The sequence below is a fragment of the Mesorhizobium sp. M0663 genome (assembly GCF_040320585.1).
Taxonomy (GTDB): Bacteria; Pseudomonadota; Alphaproteobacteria; order Rhizobiales; family Rhizobiaceae; genus Mesorhizobium.
This window is the reverse complement of the sequence record NZ_JAMYPX010000021.1, coordinates 24,899-41,093: the sequence shown is the minus strand read 5'-3', so window position 1 is coordinate 41,093 and position 16,195 is coordinate 24,899. Positions and strand designations below refer to the sequence as shown.

The window sequence follows — 16,195 nt, the reverse complement described above, 5'->3', positions numbered from 1 at the left end:
TTTTGAAGAGATTGAATCGAGTGAGCGGGGCGCGAAAACAAAGCGGAGATCGGATACAGCGATGTTTCCGGCCAGCCTGCCATCAAGACGGAGTGGGGGTCGACTACTCATCAGATGATCAGAAATCGGTCGGCGCGCCGCCTTCGGCCCGGCGCTTGTCGACGAAAGCGTTGAGCTCCTCCCGGATTGCCGGATCCATGTAAGGCTCTTCATAGGACGCCAGCCGTTCCTTCCAGACGCGATTGGCCTTTTCGAGTGCCGTCGGCGACCCGGCCTCCGCCCAAGTCTCGAAATTGCGCCAGTCCGAGATAATAGGCGCATAGAACGCGGTCTTGTAGCGGTCCTGCGTGTGCTGGGTGCCGAAGAAATGGCCGCCGGGGCCGACGGACTGTATGGCGTCGAAACCGAGTGCTTCCTCGGAAAGATCGAGCGGCGTCAGGAACTCGGCGACCATCTGCAACAGGTCTATATCGAGGATGGTCTTCTCGTAGGAGCAGCGCAGGCCGCCTTCGAGCCAGCCGGCGGCATGCATCATCAGATTGCCGCCGCCCTGGATGGCGCCCCAAAGCGAGAACACGCTTTCATAGGCGGCTTGCGCGTCGACCGTGTTGGCGGCGCAGGTGTTGGAGGTGCGGTAGGGGATGTTGTAGCGGCGGGCGAGTTGGCCGCCGACCAGCTGGGCCTTCATGTATTCCGGCGTGCCGAAGGCCGGCGCGCCGGACTTCATGTCGACATTCGAGGTGAAGCCGCCATAGCCGACAGGCGCGCCCTTGCGCACCATCTGCGCGAAGGCGATGCCGGACAGCGCCTCGGCATTCTGCTGCACCAGCGCGCCGGCAATCGTCACCGGCGCCATGGCGCCGGACAGGGTGAACGGCGTCACGATGACCACCTGGCCCTTGCTCGACATCTGGATGATGCCTTCCATCATCGGCACGTCGAGCTTGAGCGGCGAATTGGTGTTGATGATGGTGAATACCGACGGCTCTGAAAGCAACTGCTCATGGCTGATGCCACGTGCGATCCTGGTGATCTCGATGCCGTCGACGTTGCGCTCCTTGCCGAGCGAATAGATGTGGAACATCTTGTCGGTCAGCGTGGCGAGGTCACGGATGCATTCGAGGTGGCGGACGGACGGATGGATGTCGATCGGCTCGACCGGATAACCGCCCGTGCAGTTCAATATGTTGTGCATCTGCGCAAGCTTGAGGAAGTTGCGGTAGTCCTGCTGGTTGCCCGGCCGGCGGCCGCGGTCGACGTCGGAGCAATTGGGCGCCGACGCCATCATCGAGATGATCAGATTATCGCCGCCGAAGCGCACGTTGTGCGCCGGGTTGCGGGCGTGGATGGTGAATTCCGGCGGGCAGTGCGCAACCAGTTCCAGGATCATGTCACTGTCGAAGCGCACCCGCTCGCTGCCTTCGCGGACATCGGCGCCATGCGCCTTCATAATGCGCCGGGCTTCGTCATGCAGCACGTCGACGCCGATTTCCCGCAGCACGCGCAGAGAGGCGAGGTGGATAGATTCCAGCTCGTCGTCGGAAACCAGCCGGGTCGGCGCCAGCGGGTTCTTCAACTGCCGAAACGGCGGCTGCTCGAACGCCGCCGATCCGCCGGCACGCTTTCCCGCGCGGCCGCCGCGACGGGCGCGGTCGTTTGCCAATGCGGGTTCGGCGGGCTGAAGGGCGGCGGTCATGATAGTCCTCGTACGCTGCGGCAATGCGGCGGCATAATGGACTGCCGGCCGACCAGCCATTGCGGAGGCGGCGACCACTAGGACGAGGGAAGCGACATGCCTGAAGGGCAGCCGGAGGGATCGTCAGGCTCTTATCTCTTCCGGCTGGCGCAAGCGGTTTTCGTTGCCGGTGCTTACCGCGATGAAAGCGAAACGCTAGTCCTGCATCATGGACCGGGCGGAACAGGACAGCGGCGAGACAGTGCAATGGGCGGCGATCACCGGCGTGATCGCCACCGTCTCGGTGTTCGCCATCGCGCAAGGGCTGAGCTATCCGCTGTTGAGCTTCATCCTGCAGCGCCAAGGCGTCTCGCCGGCCATGATCGGCCTGTCGGCGGCAATGACGCCGATCGGCTTCATCGTCTCGTCGCCGCTGGTTCCGGCGCTGGCGCGGCGTTTCGGGGCAGGGCGCACCGCGCTTACTTGCGCGGCACTTTCCGCGCTGGTGCTGGCGCTGATCGGCTGGACGCAAAGTGTCTATCTGTGGTTTCCGCTGCGCTTTTTGATCGGCGCCGTCACCAACCCGCTCTACGTGCTGAGCGAAGTCTGGGTGATCGCACTGGCGCCGCCGGCACGCCGCGGCCGCGTCATGGGCATCTATTCGACGATCATTTCGGCGGGCTTTGCGGCGGGGCCGCTGTGCCTGCTTGCGGTCGGCACCGAGGGATGGCCGCCGTTTCTGGTCGGCATCGCCGCATTCCTGTTTTGCGGCGCCTGCCTCGCCTCGGTGCTGGCACGGCTGCCCAAGGTCGACGAGAGCGGGCACCGCGTTTCGGTGCTGGGGTTCGTGCCGCAGGCGTGGCTGCTGTTATCGGCGGTGATCGTGGCCGCCGGTTTCGAACAGGCGGTGCTCGCCTTGCTGCCGGTCTATGGAGCGCATTACGGCATCGCCGAAGCGCGCATGTCGGCGCTGCTGTCGGTGATGATCGCCGGCAACATCGCTATGCAGGTGCCGCTCGGCCTGCTGGCGGAACGACTGACGGCGCGGCTGGTGCGGTTCATCTGTGTTTCGATGACGGTGCTGGGATGCGTTCTGTTGCCGGTTCTCATCGAGACGCCGCTGATCTGGCCGTGCGTCTTCATCTGGGGCGCGGTTTCCTACGGCATTTACACGATGTCGATCATTGAACTCGGCGAGCGGTTCACCGGCTCGGCACTGGTCGCCGGCAACGCCGCCTTCTCGCTGATGTGGGGCGTCGGCGGCATCGCCGTGCCGCCGCTGGCGGGCAGCGCCATGGATGTTGTTGGCGCCAGCGGCCTGCCAATGACGCTCGGTGCCATTTGCCTGGCGCTGGCAGTTGTAACGGTCATTCGAAGACGGATGGTGTGAATGCCAGAAAGCCGCCGTTTCTGACGAATGACTTGAATGTAAGCGGCCCATGTCGATCTTGGCTATGTCGCCACCCGACTCAACCGGAGACCTCATGACCAAATCGAATACCAAGGGCCAGCCGGGTTCGGCGGCCGAAGACCCGTTTCTCTGGCTTGAGGACAGGAGGGGCAAGCAGGCGCTCGACTGGGTGCATCACCAAAATGCAGTTACGGTCGGGGAGCTGCAGGGTGATCCGTCCTATCAGATGTCGTTCGAGACGGCGCTCGACCTGATGACAGCCGAGGATAACATCGCCGTCGGGGCCGCTATCAACGGCTATGTCTATAATTTCTGGCAGGACCGGACGAACGTACTCGGCCTCTGGCGGCGCACCACCGTCGCCTCCTACAAGACCGACAAGCCGGAATGGCAGACGATCATCGACTTCGACAGTCTGGCGGCGAAAGAGGGGGTGAAATGGGTGTTCAGCGGCGCCAGCCGGCTCTACCCCGACTTCAGCCGCTGCCTGCTCAACCTGTCGCCGGATGGCGGCGATGCCAGCGAGATGCGCGAATTCGATATCGAAAGCAGATCGTTCGTCGATGGCGGCTTTCGCGCTCCTGCCTCGAAATCGAGCTTTAGCTGGCTGGACGAGGACACGGTTATCGTTTCCGCCGCCTTCGAGGAGGACGACAAGACCCAGTCCGGTTATCCGCGCGTGGTCAAGCTTTGGCGGCGCGGCACGACACTGGAAGCGGCGATGCCGATCTTCGAGGCGCTGAAGCAGGATCTTGCCGCCGGCGGGTCCGTCGAATTCGACGGCGACAAGCGTCATGTCTTCCTCGCCCGAACCATCGACTTCTTCGCCTCGCACAGTTTCCTGCGGCTGCCTTCCGGCGAGAACAGGCGCATCCCGTTGCCGGACGACGTCACCGATACAGCGCTGTTCAAGGGCCAGCTCGTCTTCGGCGTGCGTACCCCGTGGACTGCGCCGGACGGCACGCTGTGTAAGCCCGACGGGCTCTATTCACTCGATTTCGAGCGCTGGATCGAAACCGGGCTATTCGGATCCCTCGGCACCGTGCTCGAGCCGGCGCACCGTGTCTCGATCGCCGGTATTGCCCGCACGCAGGACCGGCTGTTCATCAATTTGATGGACAATGTGCGCGGCAAGGTCGTCGCCGGCAAGCGCAGCGACAGCGGCTGGGAGTTCAAGCCCGTGGCGTTGCCCGAAAACGGCAATGTCGGCATCAGCCATGCCGAGCATTTCGGTTCCAGCGTCTCCTTCTCCTTCACCGATTTCCTGACGCCGAGCTCGATCATCTGGTCGGACGACAACGCCGCGGGGCTGGCAACGGTGAAGTCGCAGCCGGCGCGTTTCGATGCGTCGTCCCTGGTCTCCGAACAGTTCGAGGCGCGCTCGAAGGATGGCACGATGATCCCGTACTTCGTCGTCAGGAGGCGCGACTTGCATGGACCCGTGCCGACATTGCTTTACGGCTATGGCGGCTTCGAAGTGCCGCTGCTGCCCGGCTATGCCGGCGTACGCGGCAGGCTGTGGCTGGAGAAGGGCAATGCCTATGTGCAGGCCAACATCCGCGGCGGCGGCGAGTTCGGCCCGAACTGGCACCAGGCGGCGCTCAAGGCCAATCGCCAGAATGCCTTCGACGATTTCGCTGCCGTCGCGCAAGATCTGGTCAAACGCGGCATCGCTACGCCCGCCACACTGGGCATCCAGGGCGGATCGAATGGTGGCTTGCTGACCGGCGTCTCGCTGACCCAGCACCCGGAATTGTTCGGTGCAGTGATCATCGACGTGCCGCTGCTCGATATGCTGCGCTACACCGAGCTGCCGCCCGGCGCGTCATGGATGGCCGAGTATGGCGATCCGGCGAAGCCGGAAGAGGCAGCCTGGCTCGCCGCCTATTCGCCCTATCAGCATGTAGACACGGATGCAGCCTATCCGCCGGTGTTGCTGACGACCTCGACCGCCGACGATCGCGTCCATCCCGGGCATGCCCGCAAGATGGCGGCACGGCTGCAGGCGGCCGGCCACGGCAAGACGCTGTTCTTCGAGGAGACCGAGGGCGGCCATGGCGGACGCGGCGACCGGCGGCCGCAGGCCGCACAGGCGGCGATGAAGTACGTCTTCCTGCAGCGGGCCCTGACTGGCACCAATTGACCGGCGTCGCTTGACCGGCACGGCTTGAACTGAGGGCTCGAGGCAGCCTAAGGTGCATGCATGGCTCGGCTGGCGAAATCGGGTTGCGCATTTGGGGTGGCGGTGACGCCGTCGTCGCGCACGCTACGCGCCGAGCTGTTGCGGCTCTGCGCTCGCATCGGCTATTCGCCGCCCGCTGTCCTCTGACGAATCCGCCCCGGCGCGAAAGCTGCCGGATTGGTTCAAGAGGAAAGACCAGACATGACCTACCAGAATTATTCGCTGAAGCAGCTTCAGCAGATCGATGCCGCGCATCACCTTCATCCGTTCACCGACCACAAAGAGATGCGCGAGACCGGCTCGCGCATCATCACCCACGCCAACGGGCCGTTCATCTATGATGCCGAAGGGACGGAAATCCTCGACGGCATGGCTGGGCTGTGGTGCGTCAATGTCGGCTATGGCCGCGACGAGCTGGCCGACGCCGCCTACGCCCAGATGAAGGAATTGCCCTACTACAACTCTTTCTTCAAATGCTCGACGCCGACGCCGGTTCTGCTGTCGAAAAAGCTGGCGGAGATCGCGCCAAGGCACATCAACCAGGTGTTCTACGGCTCGTCCGGTTCGGAGGCCAACGACACGGCGCTGCGCCTGGTCCGTCACTATTGGGTGCTGGAAGGCAGGCCCGAGAAGAACCGCATCATCTCACGCAAGATGGGCTACCACGGCTCGACCATCGCCGGCGCCTCGCTCGGCGGCATGGATTTGATGCACAAGCAGCTCGGCGGCGCCGTGCCCAACATCGTCCATGTGATGATGCCCTATGCCTATGAGCTCGCACTGCCCGGCGAAAGCGACCATGATTTCGGCCTGCGCGCGGCAAAAGCGGTCGAGGACGCGATCCTCGAAGCCGGCGCCGACAAGGTGGCCGCCTTCATCGGCGAGCCGGTGATGGGGGCAGGCGGGGTGAAGATCCCGCCGATGAGCTATTGGCCGGAGGTGCAGCGCATCTGCCGCAAATACGATGTCCTGCTGATGCTGGACGAGGTCATCACCGGATATGGCCGCACAGGCGAGTGGTTCGCCGCACAAGCCTTCGATGTCGAGCCCGACACCATCACCACGGCCAAGGCGCTGACCTCTGGCTATCAGCCGCTGTCGGCGCTGCTGGTCGGCGACCGCATCGCGGCGACGCTGGTCGAAAAGGGCGGCGAATTCTATCACGGCTACACCTATGCCGGGCATCCGGTGGCCTGCGCGGTGGCGCTGAAGAACCTCGAGATCATCGAGCGCGAAGGCCTGGTCGAGCGCGTGAGGAACGACACCGGGCCTTACTTCGCCAGGGCCCTGCAGGAACGTCTCGGTGGGCACGATCTGGTCGGCGAGGTGCGCTCGTTCGGGCTGATGGGGGCGATCGAGATCGTCAAGGACAAGGTGACCAAGGAGCGCTTCCTGCCGGCCGGCAGCGCGGCGGTGATGGTTCGCGACCACGCGATTGTCCAGGGCATGATGCTGCGCGCTACCGGCGACACGATGATCCTGTCGCCGCCGCTGATCTGGACGCGCGAGACGATCGACATGGCCTGCGACCGCATCGCCACGGCGCTCGACCTGGCGCAAGCAGATTTGCGCAAGCGGTAAGATGGAACGTTTGCCGGGCGCCCGGTAATCGGGCGCCCGGAGATTGAATGCCGCTTCATGCGAAGAGCTCGCCAGACGAGGATCTTTAAATATCTGTCTCGGGAAGGTCTCACGCGCGAACAATCGGAAGCCCTGGAAAAGGCCGCGTTCTTGATCATTAGCGCGCGGAAAGAAGCCGCGGCGCTACTGGCGCGGGCGGGAGTAACTTTACCTGATGATGGGTTTGGGTTCGGGAACCCTTGCAACGCGCACATAGAGGCGCACGGCAACTGCCCGTGCAACGATTACACGGGCGATGGTGGGCCATGTTTGACGCAGACTACCCTCGATACGGCCTTCCCCCCGTCCCGGAGTTGCGGCCATCCACCATCAAAACATCTCTCCACGTAAGGCGTATTGGAGACAGTTGATGCGCACCATTTCTTTGATCCTAGCCTTGGTTATGCAATCGGTCATCACTGTATGTCTTGCGCAGGACGCCAAAACACCTTTCAAAAGGCCGGTTCCAGAAGAGCACAAGGGCTTCGTGTCAGAAATTGAGAGTGTTTTCAGGAAATATCCAAAGGCGATCGCTCGCTACAAACTCGTGGATATCGGCCTCGTAAATATTGGCGAGATGCCGCGCGTGGAGTGCACAGTGGAATGTGAGTTTGATTCTACTTGGGGCGGATGGTGTAAGACCGTTGTGATACGGAACGAGAAGAATAGCACCCTGCCGGTTTCCATTGCCCGGTTGCTAGTCGACAGACACGCGCTTTATGATGGCTGCTGAAGCGCCGATCGGGCCCGTTGCCCGAGATCGTTGTGCGGGAGGGACACTATGGCCAAACAGGAGCAGTGGCAGCTGGAAGGCAGCGCCGCGGACCTCTACGAGCGCTACCTAGTCCCGGCAATCACAGCCCTGTGGGCTGCGGACCTGATGGATCGTGCTGCGCCTCAATCTGGTGAGCGGATTCTGGACGTAGCTTGCGGCACCGGCGTGGTGGCACGCTCGGCTGCCGAGCGTATGGGAAGTGGGCAGGTCGTCGGCCTCGACATCAATACGGGCATGCTCGCCGTTGCTCGGTCGCTCCCGAGAGGCGCTGGAGCGCGTATCGACTGGCACGAGGGAAGCGCGCTCGAAATGCCGTTCCCTGACTCCGCCTTCGATCTGGTTCTTTGCCAGCTCGGACTGCAGTTTTTTCCGGATCGATCTAGTGCGCTCCGTGAGATGTTCCGGGTTCTGGTGCCTGACGGCCGACTGGCTTTAAACGTTTTCAGCGCTATTGAGCACACTCCTGCGGCGAAGGCGCTGGCGGATGCCTTGGATCGACACCTCGGTCCAGGCGCTTCGGCAACGAAAAGGTCTGAGCATTCACTCGCTGATGCGGACGAGCTTTACCGATTGGTGGCCGAGGCGGGATTTCGTCAGGTGACCATCCACACGACGACACAGAACATCCGATTTCCCTCGTCGAGGGAATATGTGCGACTACAATTGGCGGCGACTCCGCAGGCCGGGCCGGTCAGCGGAATGGATGCCGGACATCGGGAAGCAGTCATCGCAGCGATCACCGGTGATCTAAATTTTTCGCTGGCAATCTATTCAACTGAAGGGGAGCTGATGTTCCCCCAAGAGGCCCACGTCGTGCTCGCACGCAAGTAGCGTAGCTGACCGATGAGCCATGGCACCGACGCGCTGGGGGGTTGGGGCGCGACCACCTGTGGGTCGACGTAGCTCAGGACAGCAGCCACGACGCCGACGATCATCTGGAGACGCGCCAGGGCGATCGCCTCATTGTCCTTGAAGAATGCGAAACGCAAAAACCGCGCTCCATCGGAACGCGGCTTTGCCAGATACGCATGGCGCTTCGCCAACAATACACTTGCGAAACTAACGGCGAAACTTACGGGCTCCGGTACGCGAGACCTGATCCGGAGCGCCGGGCGGATGTCCGCCTCGCAATCCGTTCTAAACGCATATCGTTACTGCAGGGTTAGCAAGAGCTTAAGCAAACCTAAATTTGCCGACTTTCCGCTTTGGGCAGATCGAAAACCTGTGAACTTGGAAGCTTACGCCGGGTTACCACGGAGGAAATTAATGATGCCGGAAAAATCCGCGCCGGCATTCCCTTGTGCGTTGAACAGCGCATAGAGCTGGGCTGCCTCGGCGCCGAGCGGCGTTGCTGCACCGACGCTCTGTGCGGCCTCCTGCGACAGTTTCAGGTCCTTCAGCATCAGTGCCGCCGCGAACCCAGGCTTATAGCCATTGTTGGCGGGCGATGTCGGCACCGGGCCGGGCACCGGGCAATAGGTGGTCAGCGACCAGCACTGGCCGGACGAGGTCGAGGCGACGTCGAACAGCGCCTGGTGCGACAGGCCGAGCTTTTCCGCCAGCACGAAGGCCTCGGCAACGCCGATCATCGAAATGCCCAAAATCATATTGTTGCAGATCTTCGCCGCCTGTCCGGCGCCGTCGTCGCCGCAATGAACGATGCGGCCGGCCATCGGCTTGAGGATTGGTTCGGCCTTGGCGAAGGCATCCTTCGAACCGCCGGCCATGAAGGTCAGCGTGCCGGCCGCCGCACCGCCCGTGCCGCCGGAGACCGGCGCGTCGATCGACAGCAACCCGTGCTTGGCGGCGATGGCATGGGCCTTTCGAGCCGACTCGACATCGATGGTCGAGGAATCGATGAACAGCGCGCCTTTTTTTGCCTTGGACGCTATGTCTGCGTAAACCGACAGAACATGCTTGCCGGCCGGCAACATGGTGATGACCGCATCGGCGTCTTTCACCGCCGCAACGGCGTTGGCCATGACGACGACGCCGTGTTCCCTGGCGATGACGAGGTTCTCCGGCACCAGGTCGAAGCCGTGCACGGCATATCCGGCCTTGACCAGGTTGGAGGCCATCGGATTGCCCATATTGCCGAGGCCGATGAAGGCGATGGTGGTCATAATGGCGCTCCGTGAGTGGAATAGTGAATAGTGAATAGTGAATAGTGAATAGTCAGTAGTCAGTAGTCAGTAGTCAGTATGGATCATGTATTACCTCATGGTCTATATGATAGCCTCACCATTCACCATTCACTATTCACTATTCACTAAATTCTCTATCGTCCGATCAGCGCGCGAGCGATGATGACGCGCATGATCTCGTTGGTGCCTTCGAGGATCTGGTGGACACGCAGGTCCCGCACCAGCTTCTCGATGCCGTAGTCGTGCAGGTAACCATAGCCGCCATGCAGCTGCAGGGCGTCGTTGGCGACGTTGAAGCCGGTGTCGGTGACGAAGCGCTTGGCCATCGCCGACCATTTCGAGGCATCCGGCGCGTTGCGGTCGAGCTTCGAGGCGGCGGTGTAGAGGAAGACGCGCGCTGCCTGCAGTTCGGTCTCCATGTCGGCGAGCTTGAACTGCAGCGCCTGGAACTGGTTGATCTTCGAGCCGAAAGCCTTGCGTTCGGCGGTGTAGGCGAGTGCCTTGTCGAGCGCCGATTGCGCGCCGCCGAGCGAGCAGGCAGCGATGTTCAACCGGCCGCCGTCCAACCCGGCCATGGCGATGCCGAAACCGGCGCCCTCGACCGACAGCAGGTTTTCCGCCGGCACCTTGCAGTCCTCGAAGACGACCTGGCGGGTCGACTGCATGTGCCAGCCCATCTTGCGCTCGTTGGCGCCGAAGGAAAGGCCGGGCGCATCGTTCGGCACGACGAAGGTGGAAATGCCTTTCGGCCCGTCGGCGCCGGTGCGCGCCATGACGACATAGAGGTCGCTGTCGCCGGCACCGGAGATAAACTGCTTGGCGCCGTTCAGCACATAATCGCCGCCGCTTTTGACCGCACGCGTCTTCAGCGCCGCGGCATCGGATCCCGAACCCGGCTCGGTCAGGCAGTAGCTGGCCAGCCATTCCATCGAGGTCAGCTTCGGCAGGAAGCGCCGACATTGCTCGTCGCTGCCGAAGCGGTCGATCATCGATGCCGCCATATTGTGGATCGAGATGAAGGCGGAAAACGCCGGATCGGCCCGCGAAAGCGCCTCGAAGATCAGCACGGCGTCGAGCCGGCCGAGCCCCGAGCCGCCGACGTCGTCGCGGACATAGATGCCGCCAAGGCCGAGCGGACCTGTCTCGCGGATCACATCGGCGGGGAAATACTTGTTGCGATCCCAGTCGAGTGCGTTCGGCGCCACACGGTCGGCGGCGAAGGCTTGCGCCATCTCCTGTATGGCGCGCTGGTCCTCGTTGAGTTCGAACTGGCTGGTGCCCGCATCGACAGCGGCGTCCATGGCGTGCTCCCTGATGTTTCCGGCCTGCTGGCCTGTCGTTTTTGGCTTTGCGCGCCGTCCAATCTAGACCAATGATGCCGCCGCGCAACCCGACCGTCTCCATCCAACCGTCTGGGCAGCGGCTGTGTGCGAATGCGCTTTGGAGCAAAGTGTGACGACAACTTTCGACGAACTGCTTGGATGCTTCCATGCCTATCTCCAGACGTCCGACGATGCGCTGGTGCGCGACGCCGTGGCCCGAATCGACTGGGACATGCCAAGCCGGCCGCTCGAACCGCATGCACTGCCTTGTCTCGTCCAGCTCGGCCGGATCGTCGAACTCGCTCCCGCTGCGGCCAAGTCGCTGGCGCGGCTGGTTGCGGAGCGTCGCGGCGATCTGCGCTGGGGGCAAACCTATGGCGAGGCGGATTTCGGCAAGGTTTTCATCGACAATTACGGCTGGCTGGAGGTGTTCGGTACACGCGGCCATTTCGTCAATGAAGAGGTTGCGGCCGGCCTGCTGATCCTTGGACCCGACATCGTCTACCCCGATCATCACCATGTGGCGGAGGAGATCTACATCCCGCTGACCGGCGGCACCGAATGGCGCATGGGCGATGGCGGTTTTCACCTTCGATCGGCGGGCGAGGTGATCCATCATGCCTCTGACGTCAGCCACGCCATGCGCACCGGCAAGGAGCCGCTGCTGGCGCTCTATCTCTGGCGTGGTGGGCCGCTGGCGGCCAAGTCGACGATCACCGGAACCGTTGCGCAGGGCAGGGACTGACATGGCCAAAGCGATCATGCTGCAGGGCACGGGTTCGGATGTCGGCAAGACGGTGCTGGTTGCCGGCCTCTGCCGCGCGGCGAAGAAGCGCGGCTTGAAAGTGCGGCCGTTCAAGCCGCAGAACATGTCGAACAACGCGGCCGTCGCCGATATTCCGGGCGATTCAGGCGGCGGCGAGATCGGCCGCGCCCAATGGCTGCAGGCGATCGCCTGCGGCGTGGCGCCGACCGTCCACATGAATCCGGTGCTGCTCAAGCCGCAGACCGATGTCGGCGCTCAAGTCGTCGTGCAGGGCAAGGTGTTCGGCGAAGCGCGGGCACGCGACTACCAGGCGCTGAAGGCCCGGCTGATGGATGCGGTGCTGGACTCTTGGGCAAAGGTCGGCGAGGGCGCCGATCTGGTCATCGTCGAGGGCGCCGGCTCGCCGGCCGAGATCAATCTCAGGAGCCGTGACATTGCCAATATGGGCTTTGCGACGCGCGCCGGCGTGCCGGTGATCCTGGTCGGCGATATCGATCGCGGCGGCGTCATCGCCTCGGTCGCGGGCACCCATCTGATCCTGCCGGACGAGGACCGGCGCATGATCGTCGGCTATCTCATCAACAAGTTCCGCGGCGATGTCTCGCTGTTCGACGATGGCATCGAGGCGATCGAAAAATTCACCGGTTGGCGCTGTTTTGGCGTTGTGCCGTGGCTGAAGGCGGCGGCGCGGCTGCCGTCGGAAGACTCCGTCGTACTCGAACGACTGGCGTCCGGCGAGAAGCGCGCGCTGAAGATCGCCGTGCCGGTGCTCTCGCGCATCGCCAATTTCGACGATCTCGACCCGCTCAAGGCCGAACCGCAGGTCGAGGTGGTGTTCGTGCCGCCTGGTGAGCGCTTGCCCGAAGATGCGGGTCTGGTGGTCATTCCCGGCTCGAAGTCGACGATCGGCGATCTCCTGAAATTGCGCGAGAACGGCTGGGACCGCGACCTTGCCGCGCATAGGAAACGCGGTGGCCACATCGTTGGCATTTGCGGCGGCTTCCAGATGCTTGGTCATATCGTGCGCGATCCCGACGGCGTCGAGGGCAGCGTTACAGAAACGCAAGGCCTCGGGCTGCTCGACGTCGAAACGGTGATGGAGCCGGAAAAGACGGTGCGCAACGTCAGCGCGCGCTCGGTGCCGTTCGATCTGCCGCTCGAGGGCTACGAGATCCATCTCGGCCGCACCACAGGTCCGGATACGCTGCGGCCGTACGCCGTTATCAACGGCATCGATGACGGTGCTATCTCGGCCGACGGCAAGGTATCGGGCACCTATATGCACGGGCTGTTTTCCGCCGACGCCTTCCGGGCGAAATTCCTCGAAAGCCTCGGCGTCAAGGGCGGCGGCATCGACTACCGCGCCGAGGTCGAACAGGCACTGGACGAGATCGCAGCCGAACTGGAAACCCACCTCGACTGCGACGCGATTTTTGGGCTGGCGCGTTAGATACTTTGCTTGAGCATGATCTTGTCCGAAAACCGGTCTCCACTTTTCGGGATCATGCTTTCTCGTCAGCCTTCGGCCAGTAGGTGCCGAACGACCAGACATTGCCTTCCGGATCGCGGCATATGAATTCGCGGCTGCCATAGTCGCGGTCGGTTAGTTCTTCCAGAATCTCGGCGCCGGCGGTTTTTGCGCGCGCGTATGCCGCGTCTGCATCAGCGACCGCAATGTAGATCGACTTGCCGCCGCCCGAGCCGGGCGCGCCGACCATCTTGCCATAGGCATCGTCGCGCGCCGTGCCGAGCATGATGATCGAAGAGCCGAATGCGAGTTCGGCGTGGTGCACCACGTCGCCTTCGCCATGGCGGGCGCGGATGCTGAAGCCGAAGGCCTCGCACAGCCAGTCGATCATGTTGCCGGCATTTCTGTAGCGTAGTGCCGGGTAAATCCGCGGTGGTTCGGTGATGTTCGGCATGGCAGATCTCCTTCAACGGGTTGGTCGATCAACCCAGTCTGGGCGAAGGCCGGTTGCGCGTCTTGAAGAAATGTTACCTAGCGGCAAGCGCCGTCGGCGCGACGCCTGCCAGGTCGCGAAACTCGCGTACCAGATGCGCCTGGTCGGCATAGCCACAGTCGGCGGCGATGTCGGCCCAAGCGCTGTTCGCCTGTCTCGACAGGCCAAGCGCATGGTTGAAGCGGACGATGCGCGAGAGCGTCTTGGGTCCAACGCCGATCGCATCCGAAAATTTTCCGGCGAGATGCTTGCGGCTCCAGCCAAGTTTTTCGGCAAGCGTCGAGATGCGGGTCCGGCCACTCGTCGAGACGATCGTCTCATAGGCCCAGACCATTTCGACTTGAGTGCGGTCTGCGGTTACCAACCGATCCGCGACGAAGGCCTCAACGATGGCGAAGCGTGTGCTCCAATCCGGCAAATTGCCGAGCCTTTCGCGAAGTGCAATGCCGTCAACGCCGAGCACGTCATCCAGGCCGACCATGCGGTCGGTCAGTTCGCTCATCGGCCGCCCGAAGAAGCGACGAGCGCCGAGCGGGGTGAAATTGATCTGCACACAGCAGGCGCCGCCGAAGGATTCGATCACTACCGGCCCGGCATAAAGGCCGGCGGCAAAACTGGCGAAGCGGTCATTGTCGCTGGGGTCCCTGCCGAGCCCGATGGCAAAGGGTTCGGCAAAGCTGATGACCAGCGGCACGGTCAGCGAGGCATATTCGATGGCGCGAAAATGGCCTGGCATGGTTTCGCGAAAGCCGCACATGTCGGTGACGGCGCCCTGAAGCCGATGGCTCGGCGCGCGCCGCACCATCTCGAACCGATCGAGCCCTGGGCTTTCGTGGCGGCTGCCGTCTTCGCTGTCGGGCATGCGCTTTCCTTCCGCCACGCGACTTTAACAGACCATCCGTCGGAATCAAAAGCGCCCGGCTTTTGGCCGGGCGCTCCGAGTTGCCTGAGATTCGGAGTTGTCTGGACGTGTTTAAGCCCCGCGCATCAGGCAGCCGGCGGCCAGCACGATGTAGGCGATGACGACAATCCACGCGGCATTCAAAGGGATAAACGCAAGAACGCCAAGCGCGGCGAGAACGCCGATGATGGCGATGACAAGGGATATAATGAAAATAAGCTGGGTAGGCGCACTGAGATTCATGTTCGGTCCCTCCTCAACATGATTCGTACAGCGGCATAGTATCAGGCGCGCGGTCACACACCAATGAGCGCACGCAGGCGGCTTTTCCACCATTCGCACCCCGTTTGCGCAAATCCGATTCCGCGCTACCTTCCGAACGAATCGGAAGGGGCTGATGGCGATGGGATTGCTGGACCAGATACGCTCGATCTTCGACGGCGATCCTGGCGTGCGCAAGGTCGCGGACGATCCGGTGCTGTCGGCGGAGCTGCTCATGCTGTTCCGTATGATCCTCGCCGACGGGTCGGTCAGCGAAAGCGAAATGACCGCCTTCAGGCGTATCTGCCGGGACGCCTTCGGCATTCCCGAAACCAGCATCGACAGCGTCATCGAATATCTCAACGAATTCGGCTACGAGACCAACGGCTCGCAGGCCGTCGCGCAGTTCCGCGACCTCGACGTCGAACGGCGCAAGCTGCTCGCCCGCCACATGGCCGAAATCGCCAAGGCCGATTCGCAACTCGCCGGGAGCGAAATGCAGCTGTTGCGCCGCACTCTCGACCTGCTCGACATCAGCCCGGCCGATGTGGTGAAGCCGCAAGGCTGAGGCATCGGTTGACTGCTGACGTTCTGAACGTCATTTTGTCTGTCAGGATAACCTGTCACTGAAATTGCCGTGTCTCACTTACGGGGCGCAGTCCAGCACTGTCATCGCAATTCCCGTTTTGTACATCTGGCGAAAATTCTCTAGGTATCTAATTGCTCTGTTTCCCTTGGCGCATCCATCGCAAACTTCTTAAACTCTCCAATAATGCTCGATAAGTTCCTTGCCCCTCCGTGTCCCTTGAAGGTATCGTCCTTTACGGTCACATAAAACCAATCGATCTCGTCGTCATACTGAAAGCTTACGTCTGTAAAATTTCTTCCCTGGAGCTGCGTCCCGCGCAAATCTATTGAAACTTCCCATCCAGGATTGTCGATCGTATCAATTTTTACGCCGTATTGGTGTTCCCAATCGCCGTTGCACTGCCCTTGGTGCCACTCCTCCAACCACTCGAGCATCGATAGGTCGACCACTAGCCACTCCTGTTAGTCGGTTGGAACAGAAGGAGGTTATCGCCTCCTTTGTGGGATTTGGCTTTGCAGGGTCTCCGACGCACCGTTTCGCTGCCTTCTTAGCCATTCTAATGTCCGCCATTGTCGCCGGTCGAACCCT

Annotated in this window: 16 protein-coding genes; 9 read left to right on the top strand and 7 right to left on the bottom strand. The window is 62.3% G+C overall.

The window, feature by feature from the left end; all coding sequences use genetic code 11:
* Positions 1-118: 118 nt before the first annotated feature.
* Positions 119-1,696, bottom strand: a complete 1,578-nt coding sequence (locus NKI54_RS26670) for a trimethylamine methyltransferase family protein (RefSeq protein WP_352587675.1) — start codon at positions 1,694-1,696, stop codon at positions 119-121.
* 208 nt (positions 1,697-1,904) lie between these two features.
* Between NKI54_RS26670 and NKI54_RS26665 the strand changes: the two genes are divergently transcribed.
* From NKI54_RS26665 to NKI54_RS26640, 6 genes are all read left to right on the top strand, one after another.
* Positions 1,905-3,065 carry an MFS transporter gene (locus NKI54_RS26665; RefSeq protein WP_352635617.1) on the top strand — a complete coding sequence of 387 codons (1,161 nt, stop codon included), beginning with the start codon at positions 1,905-1,907 and terminating at the stop codon, positions 3,063-3,065.
* Between the two features lie 94 nt (positions 3,066-3,159).
* On the top strand, positions 3,160-5,229 hold the full coding sequence (locus NKI54_RS26660) for a prolyl oligopeptidase family serine peptidase (protein WP_352692720.1): 2,070 nt from the start codon (positions 3,160-3,162) through the stop codon (positions 5,227-5,229).
* A gap of 240 nt (positions 5,230-5,469) precedes the next feature.
* Positions 5,470-6,849: an aspartate aminotransferase family protein gene (locus NKI54_RS26655; RefSeq protein ID WP_023676490.1), complete on the top strand. Its 1,380-nt coding sequence runs from the start codon at positions 5,470-5,472 to the stop codon at positions 6,847-6,849.
* A gap of 57 nt (positions 6,850-6,906) precedes the next feature.
* Positions 6,907-7,239, top strand: coding sequence for a DUF6422 family protein (locus NKI54_RS26650; protein ID WP_352692719.1), 333 nt, complete (start codon positions 6,907-6,909; stop codon positions 7,237-7,239).
* 19 nt (positions 7,240-7,258) lie between these two features.
* Entirely contained in the window at positions 7,259-7,621 is a 363-nt protein-coding gene (locus NKI54_RS26645) for a hypothetical protein (RefSeq protein WP_023676489.1), read from the top strand.
* Between the two features lie 48 nt (positions 7,622-7,669).
* Positions 7,670-8,494, top strand: coding sequence for a class I SAM-dependent methyltransferase (locus tag NKI54_RS26640; protein ID WP_352692718.1), 825 nt, complete (start codon positions 7,670-7,672; stop codon positions 8,492-8,494).
* Between the two features lie 407 nt (positions 8,495-8,901).
* Here NKI54_RS26640 and mmsB read toward each other — a convergent pair whose 3' ends face one another.
* Both mmsB and NKI54_RS26630 read right to left on the bottom strand, forming a co-directional pair.
* On the bottom strand, positions 8,902-9,786 hold the full coding sequence (gene mmsB / locus NKI54_RS26635) for a 3-hydroxyisobutyrate dehydrogenase (RefSeq protein ID WP_023676486.1): 885 nt from the start codon (positions 9,784-9,786) through the stop codon (positions 8,902-8,904).
* 155 nt (positions 9,787-9,941) lie between these two features.
* Positions 9,942-11,108, bottom strand: coding sequence for an isobutyryl-CoA dehydrogenase (locus tag NKI54_RS26630; RefSeq protein ID WP_352692717.1), 1,167 nt, complete (start codon positions 11,106-11,108; stop codon positions 9,942-9,944).
* 151 nt (positions 11,109-11,259) lie between these two features.
* On the opposite strand from NKI54_RS26630, the gene NKI54_RS26625 reads away from it, so the two are divergent.
* The gene (locus tag NKI54_RS26625; protein ID WP_352692716.1) at positions 11,260-11,874 is read left to right on the top strand and encodes a dimethylsulfonioproprionate lyase family protein; all 615 of its coding nucleotides are present in this window, start codon (positions 11,260-11,262) and stop codon (positions 11,872-11,874) included.
* Position 11,875: 1 nt separating this feature from the next.
* Entirely contained in the window at positions 11,876-13,345 is a 1,470-nt protein-coding gene (locus NKI54_RS26620) for a cobyric acid synthase (protein ID WP_352692715.1), read from the top strand.
* Positions 13,346-13,397: 52 nt separating this feature from the next.
* On the opposite strand, the gene NKI54_RS26615 is transcribed toward NKI54_RS26620, so the two are convergent.
* From NKI54_RS26615 to NKI54_RS26605, 3 genes are all read right to left on the bottom strand, one after another.
* Complete coding sequence (locus tag NKI54_RS26615; protein WP_352692714.1) at positions 13,398-13,817, bottom strand: VOC family protein; 420 nt, start codon at positions 13,815-13,817, stop codon at positions 13,398-13,400.
* Between the two features lie 73 nt (positions 13,818-13,890).
* On the bottom strand, positions 13,891-14,718 hold the full coding sequence (locus NKI54_RS26610) for a helix-turn-helix domain-containing protein (protein ID WP_352692713.1): 828 nt from the start codon (positions 14,716-14,718) through the stop codon (positions 13,891-13,893).
* A gap of 111 nt (positions 14,719-14,829) precedes the next feature.
* Entirely contained in the window at positions 14,830-15,000 is a 171-nt protein-coding gene (locus tag NKI54_RS26605) for a hypothetical protein (protein ID WP_023676480.1), read from the bottom strand.
* Positions 15,001-15,154: 154 nt separating this feature from the next.
* On the opposite strand from NKI54_RS26605, the gene NKI54_RS26600 reads away from it, so the two are divergent.
* Positions 15,155-15,586 (top strand): TerB family tellurite resistance protein, encoded by a 432-nt coding sequence (locus NKI54_RS26600; RefSeq protein ID WP_023676479.1) that lies wholly within the window; start codon positions 15,155-15,157, stop codon positions 15,584-15,586.
* Between the two features lie 140 nt (positions 15,587-15,726).
* On the opposite strand, the gene NKI54_RS26595 is transcribed toward NKI54_RS26600, so the two are convergent.
* Positions 15,727-16,056, bottom strand: coding sequence for an immunity 53 family protein (locus NKI54_RS26595; RefSeq protein ID WP_352692712.1), 330 nt, complete (start codon positions 16,054-16,056; stop codon positions 15,727-15,729).
* Positions 16,057-16,195: the final 139 nt, after the last annotated feature.